Origin of the sequence: Streptomyces fumanus (assembly GCF_014655295.1) — a bacterium.
Classification (GTDB): domain Bacteria; phylum Actinomycetota; class Actinomycetes; order Streptomycetales; family Streptomycetaceae; genus Streptomyces; species Streptomyces fumanus.
The window spans coordinates 384,901-397,926 of the sequence record NZ_BNBI01000001.1; the positions used below are offsets into that span (position 1 = coordinate 384,901).

The 13,026-nt window shown below is 73.9% G+C and carries 10 protein-coding genes; 2 read left to right on the plus strand and 8 right to left on the minus strand.

The window, feature by feature from the left end:
• Positions 1-10: 10 nt before the first annotated feature.
• Positions 11-2,035 (minus strand): ATP-binding SpoIIE family protein phosphatase, encoded by a 2,025-nt coding sequence (locus IE316_RS01675; RefSeq protein WP_190202261.1) that lies wholly within the window; start codon positions 2,033-2,035, stop codon positions 11-13.
• A 173-nt stretch (positions 2,036-2,208) separates the two neighbouring features.
• Positions 2,209-2,466 (minus strand): hypothetical protein, encoded by a 258-nt coding sequence (locus IE316_RS01680; protein WP_190202262.1) that lies wholly within the window; start codon positions 2,464-2,466, stop codon positions 2,209-2,211.
• Positions 2,467-2,509: 43 nt separating this feature from the next.
• Here IE316_RS01680 and IE316_RS01685 point away from each other — a divergent pair, with 43 nt between their 5' ends.
• Positions 2,510-3,088 carry a response regulator gene (locus IE316_RS01685; protein WP_190202263.1) on the plus strand — a complete coding sequence of 193 codons (579 nt, stop codon included), beginning with the start codon at positions 2,510-2,512 and terminating at the stop codon, positions 3,086-3,088.
• A gap of 16 nt (positions 3,089-3,104) precedes the next feature.
• Here the strand turns inward: IE316_RS01685 and IE316_RS01690 are convergent, their stop codons facing one another.
• On the minus strand, positions 3,105-4,982 hold the full coding sequence (locus IE316_RS01690; RefSeq protein WP_190202264.1) for an AMP-dependent synthetase/ligase: 1,878 nt from the start codon (positions 4,980-4,982) through the stop codon (positions 3,105-3,107).
• A 259-nt stretch (positions 4,983-5,241) separates the two neighbouring features.
• Entirely contained in the window at positions 5,242-7,110 is a 1,869-nt protein-coding gene (gene lepA, locus IE316_RS01695) for a translation elongation factor 4 (protein WP_190202265.1), read from the minus strand.
• 253 nt (positions 7,111-7,363) lie between these two features.
• Here lepA and rpsT point away from each other — a divergent pair, with 253 nt between their 5' ends.
• Positions 7,364-7,630: a 30S ribosomal protein S20 gene (gene rpsT / locus IE316_RS01700; protein ID WP_010042013.1), complete on the plus strand. Its 267-nt coding sequence runs from the start codon at positions 7,364-7,366 to the stop codon at positions 7,628-7,630.
• Between the two features lie 316 nt (positions 7,631-7,946).
• Here the strand turns inward: rpsT and holA are convergent, their stop codons facing one another.
• The 4 genes from holA to IE316_RS01720 all read right to left on the minus strand — a co-directional run bounded on the left by holA (position 7,947) and on the right by IE316_RS01720 (position 13,023).
• Positions 7,947-8,936 carry a DNA polymerase III subunit delta gene (holA, locus tag IE316_RS01705; RefSeq protein ID WP_190202266.1) on the minus strand — a complete coding sequence of 330 codons (990 nt, stop codon included), beginning with the start codon at positions 8,934-8,936 and terminating at the stop codon, positions 7,947-7,949.
• A 60-nt stretch (positions 8,937-8,996) separates the two neighbouring features.
• On the minus strand, positions 8,997-9,251 hold the full coding sequence (locus IE316_RS01710; protein ID WP_229910147.1) for a hypothetical protein: 255 nt from the start codon (positions 9,249-9,251) through the stop codon (positions 8,997-8,999).
• 104 nt (positions 9,252-9,355) lie between these two features.
• Positions 9,356-11,953 carry a ComEC/Rec2 family competence protein gene (locus IE316_RS01715; protein ID WP_190202268.1) on the minus strand — a complete coding sequence of 866 codons (2,598 nt, stop codon included), beginning with the start codon at positions 11,951-11,953 and terminating at the stop codon, positions 9,356-9,358.
• Positions 11,950-13,023, minus strand: coding sequence for a ComEA family DNA-binding protein (locus tag IE316_RS01720; protein WP_190202269.1), 1,074 nt, complete (start codon positions 13,021-13,023; stop codon positions 11,950-11,952). Before IE316_RS01720 ends, IE316_RS01715 begins: the two co-directional genes overlap by 4 nt.
• Positions 13,024-13,026 lie beyond the last annotated feature (3 nt).

A 13,026-nucleotide genomic window follows, 5' to 3' on the forward strand; every position in this document is an offset into this window, starting at 1 on the left:
ACGCCGGCGGTTACCCGGCCTGGAGCACCAGCAGGGCCAGATCGTCCTCCGGCGGCCGGGGCCCGAACGCGTGCACGAGCTGCCGGATGCGCTCGGCGATCAGCTCCGCGCTCAGCCCGGCGCAGCTCGCCAGCGCGGCGGCGAGTCCGTCGCCGTCGTCGAACTGGCGGGTGCCGTTGCGCCGCTCGGTGACCCCGTCCGTGACGCACAGCAGGCTGTCGCCGGGCGCCAGGTCGAAGGTCTCGCTGACGTACGTCTCGTCCTCGATGACCCCGAGCAGGGTCTGCGGGCGGGCGACCGGGCGGACCGCGCCGCCGGGCGGCAGCAGCAGCGGCAGGGGGTGGCCCGCGGAGGCGAGGGTGCAGTGGACGCCGCCGTCGAAGGGGACCAGTTCGCCGTAGAGCAGGGAGAGGAACCGGGTCTGGGGACCGTCGCTCCGGGCGACCGGCCGGCCTCCGACGGCGACCAGGGCCCGGGCGGCGGCGTCCGCGGCCTCGGTGGCGTCGTCCAGGAGGAGCTGGTTGAGCCGGTCCAGGACGTCGGGGACGCCGTAGCCCTCGCGGGCCAGCAGCCGCAGCCAGGGGCGGACCAGGCCGATGACGACGGCGGCCTCCGGGCCCTTGCCCTGGACGTCGCCGACGGCGAAGCACCAGCGGCCGTCCCCGGCCGGGAACAGGTCGTAGAAGTCGCCGCTCGGGCCGCCCTTGAGGCAGGGCTCGTGGACGAGGGCGCTGCGCACCCCCGGGATCTCGGCGACCGCCTCGGGCAGCAGGCCGCGCTGGAGGATGGCGCTGATGGCGGCCTGCCGGGCGTACTGGCGGGCGGTGCCGACGGCGAGCGCGACCCGGCGGCCGAGGTCCTCCACGAGGCCGGTGATCTCGTCGGGGAACCGGGGGGCGCCGGCCCGGCCGATCAGCAGGGTGCCGAGCGGGCGGCCGCCGGCGGCGAGGCGGTACGACAGCGCGGCGCCCCGCTCGCCGCCGGGGCCGAGGGCCTCGCCCGGCCAGGGGTGGGCGACCGGTCCGGAACGCCAGGGGTCGGGCGGGGGCGGCGGGTCCTTCTCCAGGGCGCGGCGGAGTTCCTCGATGCGGTCCTCGCTGCCGTGCCAGACCCGGGCGAGCCGCGCGCCCACGGTCATCGTGCCGTCCTCGCCCCAGGTGGCGCGGCCCAGCGACTCGTCCTCCAGCCAGACCGCGCACCAGTCGGCGAGCCGGGGGACGACCAACTGGCCGGTGAGCGAGGCGATCAGGTCCTCGTCGAGCTGCCCGGCCAGCAGATCGGACGCCTCGGCCAGGAACGACAGCGCGGCCCGGCCCCGCCAGTCGCACTCCGGCGCGCGGGAGCCGTCGGCACCCACCGGCGGGCCATCGGCACCCCGCGCGGCCCCGGCCGCCTCCGCCTTCACCGGCGGCCGGTCCGCACTCCGCTCCCCCGCAGCGGCCCCCGCCGCGGGCCGCGTCGACGCCAGGATGTCGGACACCCGCACGCCCCGTGCCCGGGGCGGGTCCTGCGCGTAGGTCCCGATCCGTTCCGGGGCGGCGGGCGGGCCGCCCGTCGCGGGGACGCTCGCCCAGACCGTCTTGGTGCCGGTGCGGTACGTGATCCCCCAGGCGTCGGAGAGCGCGGCGACCAGCCGCAGCCCGCGTCCGTACTCGGGAGTGTCCGGCGTGGCGGCGCGGGGTCCGCCGGGCCGGGGCGCGCGGACCGGGTGGTGGTCGGCGACCTCGACGACCACCGCGCCGGACACCTGGAGCAGACAGGCGACCTCGACGTCGGTGCCGGCGTGCACGACCGCGTTGGTGACCAGTTCGCTGACGACGAGCAGCGTGTCGTCCACCAGCCGGTCGGAGAGGTGCTCGATGCCGGGCTGCGCGAGCCGCCGCCAGTCGGCGAACGCCCCGCGGACCAGTTCCCGGGCCGCGCCGGGGGCGAGCGAGTCGCCGGGGAGGGTGGCGTGGACCGGTGCGGACGCCTCCGACGCGGGCACGCCGGTGACCGGCGAGACGATCTCTCGTTGCGTCGAGGTGGCCCCCATGTCAACAGCTCCCCGGACAGTTCGTACGAATACGCCGCGGTCGACGGCGACAGAGTGACAGACTGAACCCGCCCATAAGCGCCGAGTCATCGAAGTGGGCCATCATGAGTGAGAACCGTGCTACGCCGACGCGCCCGACCGGACCGGAAGACGGAACGATTCGACCGTTCGGGTTACCCGCCCCGCTCGCCGCGCTGACCGCCGGGCGCGACGGCGGCGCCGTCGAGGGTACGGACCGTCACCCGCACGACGGCGCGGCGGCGCGGCGTGTCGGGCGCGCACCGGTCCGGTTCGACCGATCGGACGAACGGCGGCACGGCTCCCGGGCGTCCCGGGCCGGCGGCGGCCTCGCGGCGCCGCGAGGTGTACGGGGACGGGCGGCGCCCCGGGCGGGTGCCGCGCGCCCCGCCCGCCGACGCGAGCACGACCACCGCCTCCGGCGTCCCGACAGAACCGAATGAGGACTCCCGCACGATGACCGCCGACACCACCCCGGACGAACCCGCCGGGATCCTCCTGGTCGACGACATGGAGGACAACCTGATCGCCCTGGAGGCCGTCCTGGCCTCCCTGAACGAGCCGCTGGTCCGCGCCCGGTCCGGCGAGGAGGCGATGGAGGCGCTGCTGCGCCGCCGGTTCGCCCTGATCCTGCTCGATGTGCGGATGCCGGGCATGGACGGCTTCGAGACCGCCGCGCGGATCAAGCGGCTGGACCGGTCGAAGGACGTGCCGATCATCTTCCTGACCGGCACGGACGAGGACGACTCCGGGTTCGCCTTCCGGGGGTACGCCACCGGAGCCGCCGACTTCCTCACCAAGCCCTTCGACCCGTGGGTGCTGCGGGCGAAGGTGTCCGTCTTCCTCGACCTGCACCGCAAGAACCGCCAACTGGAGCGGATGCTGGCCCGTCAGCGCACCGAGCAGGCCGAGGTGGACGCCCGGCTGGCCGCGCTGGAGGCGCACCTGGCGGCCCGGGCGACGCCGGACGTGCCGGCGCTGCGCGCCCAGGTCGCCGAGTTGCGGGCGCGGATGGCCGGGGGGCAGGTGTCCTGACCCCCGGGGCCGGGCGTCACGCCTCGCGCGTGCCCGCGTACATCTCCTCGATCAGATGGCGGTACTCGCGCTCCACGACCGGCCGCTTCAGCTTGAGGCTGGGCGTGATCTCGCCGTGCTCGATGTCGAGGTCGCGCGGCAGCAGGCGGAACTTCTTGATGGTCTGCCAGCGCTGGAGGCCCTCGTTGAGCTGGTCGACGTAGCCCTGGACCAGCTCGACGGTGGCCGGGGCGGCGACGATCTCCGCGTACGGCCGGCCCGCCAGTCCGTGCTCCTCGGCCCACTCGGTGATCGCGGCCTCGTCGAGGGCGATCAGGGCGGTGCAGTAGTTCCGGTCGGCGCCGTGCACCAGGATGTTGGAGACGTACGGGCAGACCGCCTTGAACTGCCCCTCGACCTCGGCCGGGGCGATGTACTTGCCGCCGGAGGTCTTGATCAGGTCCTTCTTGCGGTCGGTGATCCGCAGATAGCCGTCCGGGGAGAGTTCGCCGATGTCGCCGGTGTGGAACCAGCCGTCCGGCTCCAGCACCTCGGCGGTCTTCTCGGGCAACTGGTGGTAGCCCTGCATGATGCCGGGGCCGCGCAGCAGGATCTCGCCGTCGTCGGCGATGCGCACCTCGGTGCCGGGCAGCGGCTTGCCGACCGTGCCGGTGCGGTACGCCTCGCCCGGGTTGACGAAGGAGGCGGCGGAGGACTCGGTGAGGCCGTAGCCCTCCAGGATGTGGATGCCGGCGCCGGAGAAGAAGTAGCCGATGTCGGGCGCGAGTGCGGCCGAGCCGGAGATGCAGGCGCGCAGGTTGCCGCCGAAGGCTTCGCGGATCTTGGCGTAGACGAGCTTGTCGGCGACGGCGTGCCGGGACCTCAGGCCGAGGGGGGCACTGGCGGTGCCGGTGCGGCGGAAGTTGTCCTGGGTGACCCGGGCGTACTCGCGGGCGACCTCGGCGGCCCACTGGAAGATCCGGTACTTGGCGGCGCCGCCGGCCTTCGCCTTGGCGGCGACCCCGTTGTAGACCTTCTCGAAGATCCGCGGCACGGCCGCCATGTACGTCGGCCGGACCACCGGCAGATTCTCGATGATCTTGTCGACCCGGCCGTCGACGGCGGTGACATGGCCGACCTCGATCTGCCCGGAGGTGAGCACCTTGCCGAACACGTGCGCGAGCGGCAGCCAGAGGTACTGCACGTCCGCGCCGGTCACCAGGCCGGTCGCGGCGATGGCCTTGGCCATGTAGGCCCAGCAGTCGTGCGGCAGCCGGACCCCTTTGGGGCGGCCGGTGGTGCCGGAGGTGTAGATCAGGGTGGCGAGCTGGTCCTTGGTGAGCGCCCCGACCCGCTTCTCGATCAGCTCGGGTTCCTTCTCCAGCCTGGCCGCGCCCCGGCGCTCCAGCTCGGCCAGGGTCAGCACCCAGTCCTCGCCGGTGTCGGCGCCGGCCGGGTCGATGACGACCACGTGGGTGAGGTCGGGCAGCTCGGCGCGCCGCTCCCGGGCCTTGGCGAGCTGCTCGGCGTTCTCCGCGATCAGCACCCGGCTCCCGGAGTCGGAGAGGATGTACGCCGACTCCTCCGCTTTGGTCTGCGGATAGACGGTGGTGGTGGCGGCGCCCGCGCACATGATGCCCAGGTCGGCCAGGATCCACTCGATGCGGGTGGCGGAGGCCAGCGCCACCCGCTGCTCCGGCGCGATGCCCAGGTCGATCAGGCCGGCCGCGATGGCGTGGACCCGCTCGGCGGCCTGGGCCCAGGTCAGCGACTTCCAGTCGTCCGGGCCCTGGCCGGCGGCGGACGGGACGGGGTAGCGGTAAGCCTCGGCGTCCGGTGTGGCCGCCACGCGCTCCAGGAAGAGGCCGGCCACGGACGGCGGGCGGTTCTCGATCAGTGTCTGTGTGTCGCTCACGACATCCTCCGGGCCCGCGACGGTGCGGCTGGCTCAGTGCGGCTGGTTCCACTCGCGGGCCGTTGTTTAACTCGCGAGTAACTATCAAGCAGGCATCAGGGTAAGGCCCGACCGGCCGGTACGTAAGAGCCCGCGCCCTGTCACTTCCTCCAGGAAGCACCCCGCCGCACGCACGGAGGCCCGCCGCACTTTCGTACGACGGGCCCCTTGTGTCCGTTCTCCGGGCTGCTTCCGCGTCCTGCCCGGCTGCTCCTCGGGTCTACTTCTTGGCCTTGCCCGACGCCGCGCTGTCGTCGCTGGAGAGGACGGCGATGAAGGCTTCCTGCGGAACCTCCACGGAGCCCACCATCTTCATCCGCTTCTTGCCTTCCTTCTGCTTCTCCAGCAGCTTCCGCTTGCGGGAGATGTCACCGCCGTAGCACTTGGCGAGGACGTCCTTGCGGATGGCGCGGATGGTCTCGCGGGCGATCACCCGGGAGCCGATGGCGGCCTGGACGGGCACCTCGAAGTTCTGCCGCGGGATCAGCTCCTTGAGCTTGGCGACGAGCCGGACGCCGTACGCGTACGCCTGGTCCTTGTGGGTGATCGCCGAGAAGGCGTCCACCTTGTCGCCGTGCAGCAGGATGTCGACCTTGACCAGGCTGCTGGCCTGCTCGCCGGTGGGCTCGTAGTCCAGGGACGCGTACCCGCGGGTCTTGGACTTGAGCTGGTCGAAGAAGTCGAAGACGATCTCCGCGAGCGGCAGGGTGTAGCGGATCTCGACGCGGTCCTCGGAGAGGTAGTCCATGCCGAGCAGGGTGCCGCGCCGGGTCTGGCACAGCTCCATGATGGCGCCGATGAACTCGGTGGGCGCGAGGATCGTGGCCCGCACGACCGGCTCGTGCACCTCCGCGATCTTCCCCTCCGGGAACTCGCTCGGGTTGGTGACCGTGATCTCCTCGCCGTCCTCCAGGGTCACCCGGTAGACCACGTTGGGCGCGGTGGCGATCAGGTCCAGGCCGAACTCCCGCTCCAGGCGCTCGCGGATCACGTCCAGGTGCAGCAGGCCCAGGAAGCCGACGCGGAACCCGAAGCCGAGGGCGGCGGAGGTCTCCGGCTCGTAGACCAGGGCGGCGTCGTTGAGCTGGAGCTTGTCCAGCGCCTCGCGCAGCTCGGGGTAGTCGGAGCCGTCCAGCGGGTACAGGCCGGAGAAGACCATCGGCTTGGGGTCCTTGTACCCGCCGAGGGCCTCGGTGGCGCCCTTGTGCATGCTGGTGACGGTGTCACCGACCTTGGACTGGCGGACGTCCTTCACACCGGTGATGAGGTAGCCCACCTCGCCGACGCCGAGGCCGTCCGCGGGCAGCATCTCCGGGGAGTTGGTGCCGATCTCCAGCAGCTCGTGGGTGGCGTTGGTGGACATCATCCGGATGCGCTCACGCTTGTTGAGCTGGCCGTCGATGACCCGGACGTAGGTCACCACACCGCGGTAGGAGTCGTAGACCGAGTCGAAGATCATCGCGCGGGCGGGGGCGTCCGCGACGCCGACCGGAGCCGGGATGTCGGCGACCACCTTGTCCAGCAGCGCCTCGACGCCCAGGCCGGTCTTGGCGGAGACCTTCAGCACGTCGTCGGGGTCGCAGCCGACCAGGTTGGCCAGCTCCTCGGCGAACTTCTCGGGCTGCGCGGCCGGCAGGTCGATCTTGTTCAGCACCGGGATGATCGTGAGGTCGTTCTCCATCGCCAGGTAGAGGTTGGCGAGGGTCTGCGCCTCGATGCCCTGGGCCGCGTCGACCAGCAGGATGGTGCCCTCGCAGGCGGCGAGCGACCGCGAGACCTCGTACGTGAAGTCGACGTGCCCCGGCGTGTCGATCATGTTGAGGATGTGCGTGTTGCCCTGGTCGTGGGTCGGGGCCCACGGCAGCCGCACCGCCTGGGACTTGATCGTGATGCCGCGCTCGCGCTCGATGTCCATGCGGTCGAGGTACTGGGCGCGCATCTGCCGCTGCTCGACCACACCGGTCAACTGGAGCATCCGGTCGGCGAGCGTGGACTTGCCGTGGTCGATGTGCGCGATGATGCAGAAATTGCGGATCAGAGCCGGGTCGGTACGGCTCGGCTCGGGCACATGGCTAGGGATCGCGGGCACGCAGGGTCCTGATTCTTGAGGCGTCCGCAGTGTCTGCGGTCTCGGGTCGGATCGTTACGTAGCCTCCATGGTCCCACGGGCCGCGACCGCCGGGGGGTGCGGGAGCGGCCGAGGGCCGGTTTGGGACCCCGGACGGGCCGCTGGTAGTGTGGGGGGCTGTGTCTCATGCCCTCTCAGCGCGAGGCACATCCTCTGGAAATTCACCGGTACGGGACCCGTGCGGCCCCGTGCCAGAACCTGAAAAGGCTCATTCGTGGCGAACATCAAGTCCCAGATCAAGCGGATCAAGACCAACGAGAAGGCCCGGCTGCGCAACAAGGCCGTCAAGTCCTCTCTGAAGACCGCGATCCGCAAGGCCCGCGAGGCCGCTGCCGCGGGTGACGTCGAGAAGGCCACCGAGTACCAGCGCGCTGCCGCGCGCCAGCTCGACAAGGCCGTCTCGAAGGGCGTCATCCACAAGAACCAGGCCGCCAACAAGAAGTCGGCGCTGGCGCAGAAGGTCGCCGCCCTCAAGGGCTGAACCCCTCATCTGGTCTGACCGCCGGAAGGACCCGAGCGGGCCCTCTCTCATCCGCTCCCGACCGGCACCCCCGGCATCCGCGCGCGGCCTGCGTTCGCCACGCGGGCGCGGATCCACAGCTTGATCCGAAGACCCCGGTAGCTGTCCCTTTGGGACGGGCGGCCGGGGTTTTCGGCTGTCTGGGGGCGGGGCTTCGCTGTGTGGGGCCGGAGTTCTCGGTTGTGTCGGGTCGGGTTCGTTGGTCTTTGCCGGTCGGGCCCTGAGGTCGAGGAAGCCCGACCCTGCGAGCAGGAGCGGGCGGCTGCCGAGCCGGCGGTTACGACCGGCCCCGGGAGCGGGCGGCTCGGGCGATGGTGACCACGGCCTTCTCCAGGGCGTACTCGGGGTCGTCGCCGCCGCCCTTCACCCCGGCGTCCGCCTCGGCCACCGCGCGCAGTGCCACCGCGACACCGTCCGGTGTCCAGCCGCGCATCTGCTGCCGCACCCGGTCGATCTTCCAGGGCGGCATGCCCAGCTCCCGCGCCAGGTCGGCGGGGCGCCCGCCCCGCGCGGAGGACAGCTTCCCGATCGCCCGCACGCCCTGCGCGAGGGCGCTGGTGATCAGCACCGGCGCCACCCCCGTCGCCAGGGACCACCTGAGCGCCTCCAGCGCCTCGGCGGCGCGGCCCTCGACGGCCCGGTCCGCGACCGTGAAGCTGGACGCCTCGGCCCGTCCCGTGTAGTACCGCCCGACGACCGCCTCGTCGATCGTCCCCTCCACGTCCGCGATCAACTGGGACACCGCCGACGCCAGCTCCCGCAGATCGCTGCCGATCGCGTCGACCAGCGCCTGGCACGCCTCGGGGGTGGCCGAGCGCCCCGCGGTACGGAACTCGGCGCGTACGAAGGCCAGCCGGTCCGCCGGCTTCGTCATCTTCGGGCACGCCACCTCCCGCGCCCCCGCCTTGCGCGCGGCGTCCAGCAGGCCCTTGCCCTTGGCGCCGCCCGCGTGCAGCAGTACGAGGGTGATCTCCTCGGCCGGGGAGCCTAGGTAGGTCTTGACGTCCTTGACGGTGTCGGCGGACAGGTCCTGCGCGTTGCGTACGACCACGACTTTGCGCTCGGCGAAGAGCGAGGGGCTGGTCAGCTCGGCGAGGGTGCCGGGCTGCAGTTGGTCCGGGGTGAGGTCGCGTACGTCCGTGTCGGCGTCGGCGGCCTTGGCGGCGGCCACCACCTCCTGCACGGCACGGTCGAGCAGGAGGTCCTCCTGGCCCACGGCGAGCGTCACCGGGGCGAGAGGGTCGTCGTTCGCAGTCTTCCTGGCCATCACGACACAGCATCGCACGCGCCACTGACAACGGGGTCCCGAGCCCGGCCCGGGGCCCGGTCAGGGCTCCTCGCGCCAGCCGTCCCAGCGGGACGCGAACTCGTCCAGCTCGGCCGGGTCCAGCCGCTCCCCCTCGTCCCGCAGCACGACCAGCCACTGGGCGTCCTCGGCGTCGTCCTCGCCGGCCAGCGCGTCCCGGACGAGCCGCGGCTCCTCGTCGATCCCGAACCGCTCCCCGAGCGCCTCCGCCGCCTCTTCCGCGGCGTCCCGGTCGGGCAGCACCAGGACATGTCTCACATCACTCACGCCCGTCATTGTCCGACACCGGCCGCGCGGTCCGGAAACCAGCGCCCCTGCTTGACCTGCGCCTGAGTACGCCCTGTGAACCGCACTCCCCCCTCGGTCGCGTTTCCGCGCTTTCACTCTCTCGTCACCCGCAGCTCCTCCCCCGTGCCCGCGACCGCCAGGGCCCCGTCCCGGTCCGTCCGCAGCACCGTGGTGCCCCGGGCGCGCAGTGCCGCCAGCGTGCCGGGCGCGGGATGCCCGTACGGGTTGTCCGCGCCGGCCGAGATGAGCGCCACCCGTGGAGCCGCCGCCCGCAGCAGTCCGGGGTCCTGGTACGCCGAGCCGTGGTGAGCCACCTTCAGCACATCCACGTCCTTCAGCGCCGGGGCCGCCGGTGAGCGGGCCAGGGCCTGCTGGGCCGGTGGTTCCAGGTCCCCGAGGAGCAGCAGCCGCAGCCCGGCCGTCCTGACCAGCAGGGTGACGCTGGCGTCGTTGGGTCCTTCCGGCACCGGCGCGTAGTCCGGTCCCGGAACCCGTGCACGACCCGGTCGCGGGTCCGGGGGCGGCCAGAGGACCTGCCAGGACAGCGCGCCGGATCTCCGCTGCTCCCCGGCGGCGGCGTGCCGCACGGGGACCCGGTGTGCCGCCGCCTGTCCGCGCACGGACGCCACCTGGTCCGGGGGTTCCTCGAAACCGGTCGTCTCGATACCGCCCACCGCGCGGCCCCGCAGCACTCCCGGCAGGCCGGTCACATGGTCGGCGTGGAAGTGGGTGAGCACGACCAGCGGGACACGGGTGACGCCCAGGGAGCGCAGGCAGCGGTCGACGAGTGCCGGGTCGGGTCCGGCGTCCACGACCACGCCCGTGCCCGGACCGGCCGCCAGGACCAGCGCGTCGCCCTGCCCCACGTCGCACATGGCGAGCCGCCAGTCCGGCGGGGGCCAGCCGGTGATCACCCGGGTCAGCGGCGCCGGCCGCACCACCGCCAGCGCCAGCAGCACCGCGCACACCCCGCACCACCACGGGTGCCGCAGCAGCCGCCGCCCCGCGAACAGCACGCCGACCGTCAGCAGCGCCAGCAGTGCCGCCCCCGCCCAGCCTCCCGGCCAGTCCACGCCCGCGCCGGGCAGCCCCGCCCCGGTCCGGGCCACCGTGGCCAGCCACCCGGCGGGCCAACCCGCGCACCATGCCAGTGCCTTCGCCACCGGCATCGCCAGCGGCGCGGTCGCCAGCGCCCCGAAGCCCAGGACCGTGGCCGGTGCGATCGCGGCCTCCGCCAGCAGGTTGCACGGCACCGCCACCAGGCTGACCCGCGCCGACAGCACGGTGACGACCGGCGCGCACAGCGCCTGCGCGGCGGCAGCGGCGGCCAGCGCCTCGGCGAGCCGGGGCGGCGCCCCCCGGCCGCGCAGGGTGGCGCTCCAGCGCGGGGCCAGCGTGAGCAGGGCGCCGGTGGCCAGCACGGAGAGCAGGAAGCCGTAACTCCGGGCCAGCCAGGGGTCGTACAGCACCAGCAGCAGCACCGCCGTCGCGAGCGCCGGGATCAGGGACCGGCGGCGTCCGGTGGCCAGGGCGAGCAGCGCGACCGAACCGCAGGCCGCCGCCCGCAGCACGCTCGGTTCCGGCCGGCACACGACCACGAACCCGAGCGCGAGCGCGCCGCCCAGCAGTGCGGTGGTCCGCAGCGAGATGCCGAGCCGGGGTGCCGGCCCCCGGCGCTCGCTGTACTGGGCCAGTCCGGGCGGTCCGAGCAGCAGGGCCAGCACGATGGTGAAGTTGGCTCCGCTCACGGCGAGCGTGTGCGCGAGGTCGGTCTCCTTGAACGCCTCGTCCAGTTCGGGGGTGACGCGGGCGGTGTCCCCGACGACCAGGCCGGGCAGCAGCGCCCTGGCGTCCGGGGACAGGCCGTCGGTCGCTTCCCGCAGCCCGGCGCGCAACCGTCCCGCGAGGCGCTGTGCCCCGGACGGTCCGGCCACGACGCGCGGTGTCGGTCCGCCCCGGACCCGCAGCACGGCCGCGACCCGGTCGCCCGCCACCGCCGGGGGCGCCGACCGCGCGGTGATCCGCAGCCTGGTGCTGGGCAGCAGGCCGAGCCACGGTGAGGCCCGGGTCCGGCCGGCCGTCGGCCCCGGTGGCGGGGCTTCCGCGTCGACGATCATCAGCACCGGCGTCCGGGTGGCCACCACCGTCCCGTCCGTCCGCTCGACGCGCCGGACCTCGGCGTCGATCAGCACGGCGGGCGGGGCCGCTCTGTCGCCGCGGACCCGGGGGCGGGTGAGCCGCGGGTCGGAGGTCAGCTCCACCTCGGCGGTGACTCTGGCGTGCCGCCCCGCCAGCTCCGGCACCGGCCCCCGGTGCAGATCCGCGCCGTGCAGCCCTGCCGACGCGGCGGACGCGGCGGCACACAGCAACAGGGCGGCGAACGCGGGTCGGTGACCCTCCCGGGCGCGCGCTGTCGCCCCTTCGGCGCCTCCCGCCCCGCGCCTCTTCCACCACCACACCGCCGCGACCGCGCCGCCCACGACCGCGCAGCCCGCCACCACGCCGGCCGCCCAGCCGGGCGAGTGGCCGAGCAGCAGGGCCGCCGTCGCCCAGGCCGCCAGGGCCGGTGGGACCAGTCGCAGATCCGCCGGGCCCTCCTGCCGGGGGCGGGAGGCGCCGAGCCGTTTCCCGGAGGCGGCGTGTACGGGCGACCGCTCCCGCGCCGGGGTGGCCTCGGGCCGGCGGCTCATGGCCGGACCAGGTCGCGCAGGTCGGCGAAGCGCCGTTCGCCGATGCCGTCGACCTCGCGCAGTTCGTCCACCGAGCGGAAACCGCCGTGCTCGGTGCGGTAGGTGACGATGTGTCCGGCGAGCACGGGGCCGACTCCCGGCAGGGTGTCGAGCTGTTCGGCGGTCGCCGTGTTCAGGGAGAGGGGAGCCGCGGGCGCCGCCCCCGGTGCCGCCCCCGACGCGCCACCGACCGGGCCGGCGCCCCCGCCGGAAGCCGCACCCGCACCCGCGACGGACGTGCCGACGCTCACCTGCTCGCCGTCCACGAGGAACCGGGCCCGGTTGAGCCCGTCGGTGTTCGTGCCCGGACGGACACCGCCGGCCGCGCGCAGCGCGTCCTCGACCCGTGAACCGGCCGGCAACCGGTGGACGCCCGGCTCCCGGACCTTGCCGCTGACGTCGACGACGATGTCGCCGCCGGGGGCGGCCGTGGCGCCCGGCGCACCTGGGGCCACGGCCTGTGCGCTCGGCACCTTCCCTCCCCGCCGGCCCCCTTCCCCTTCACCGTCTCCTTCGTACGCCGCCGTCTCCACCACTTCGGGCGGGCGCACGGTCTCGGTCCGGCCGGTCCAGAAGTGCACCGCCGCGAAACCGGCGGCGGCGACCAGCACGACGGTCAGCGCCGCCACACCGCGCCGCTCCAGACCGCACCTCGTCTGCAGCCACACCGGCGTCCGCTCCCGCACCGCGAGCCGGACCCGCTCCCGCCGGGTACCGCTCCCGGCCGCCGCCTCGACGGCCGACGCCCCGCCCACGGGACCCCCGTCCACCCACTCGTCGGCAAGCCCCACCCGTCCCGGCGGCCCCTTGCCCGACTCCTGCCACTCCCCTACGCGTTGAGCGCCCTCGCCGTGCCGTGCGAACAGCGTCTCCGCACGGCGCCGCAGCTCCTGCGCGGACGTGCGCCGGCCGTGCCGTACCGGACCGCGCGCATGGGGTGGACGGCGGTGCCGGAACCGGCCGTCGGAAGCGGGTGGGCGGCCGGGACCGCTGGTCGGGGCCGACATGCGTGAACGTGATCGAAGTGCCATGCG